The sequence below is a fragment of the Gilliamella sp. Pas-s95 genome (genome assembly GCF_009795795.1).
GTDB lineage: Bacteria > Pseudomonadota > Gammaproteobacteria > Enterobacterales > Orbaceae > Gilliamella > Gilliamella bombicola.
The window spans coordinates 1-401 of sequence record NZ_WTFC01000095.1 but is presented as its reverse complement, the minus strand read 5'-3'; the positions used below and the strand labels follow the sequence as shown (position 1 = coordinate 401).

Annotated in this window: 1 protein-coding gene; it reads right to left on the bottom strand. The window is 37.9% G+C overall.

The features are described from left to right. Nucleotides 1–401: hypothetical protein (locus GQ598_RS10955; RefSeq protein WP_160404142.1), on the bottom strand; the 401-nt coding region annotated here is incomplete at both ends.

The following is a 401-nucleotide window of genomic DNA, read 5'->3' as shown; positions in this document are numbered from 1 at the left end:
CCCTGTAGCAGTAACACCATTTATACCCTGTCCATCTCCATCATCATCTCCCCAATAATTATACCTAGTGACTAAATCACTTAAATTCACTGAATCCACTGATGATGGGATTAACATATCTATATTACCCAAAGTACTTCCTGCATAAGGTAATCTTATTGGGTTTGTAGCACTTGATGGATTTGTCGACGGCGTAATAACTCGACCATCCTGCAACTTAATAAACAAGAAACTATCCGTTGAAGTTGCCCTTGTTTGACCACCGTCTAACGTTAAATATGGCGCACTACCCTCAATATACCTTGATGTAGACGCTGTTAATGCCATAGAGCACTGTGTATATGGCAACAAAAACAATGGCACGAAGAACAACAATAATTTAGTTAATCTAAATAATCTAA